Origin of the sequence: Psychrobacter cibarius (assembly GCF_016107535.1) — a bacterium.
GTDB lineage: Bacteria > Pseudomonadota > Gammaproteobacteria > Pseudomonadales > Moraxellaceae > Psychrobacter > Psychrobacter cibarius.
The window spans coordinates 1-318 of record NZ_JABASQ010000077.1; the positions used below are offsets into that span (position 1 = coordinate 1).

Genomic DNA, 318 nt, shown 5'->3' on the forward strand with positions numbered 1-318 from the left:
TTTATAAAAGTGGTACATTAGTTTTAAAACAAGCGAAAAGTAAAAAGATTATGACTTATTCAGCAGATTTTCGTGCTCAAGTGATTAAAAGTGTTAAACAACAAGGTATGAGTATCAGACACGCTTGTGCATTTTATGACATTAGTAAGGCCACGTTACAGAATTGGCTCAAAGACCCTAGTATTAAACTCACTCGCAATAAACCACCCAGTAAAATACCTAACGAAGCTTTATTAAAAGATGTTGAACAACATCCAGACGATTACCTGTACGAGAGAGCACAGCGTTTTGGGTGTAGCAAGTCGGGCATCGAGGCTG

General features: G+C 37.7%; 1 protein-coding gene. It reads left to right on the top strand.

What is annotated here, in order from left to right:
- Window positions 1-50 precede the first annotated feature (50 nt).
- Window positions 51-318: IS630 transposase-related protein (locus JFC08_RS14100; RefSeq protein ID WP_198331119.1), on the top strand; the 268-nt coding region annotated here is incomplete at its 3' end.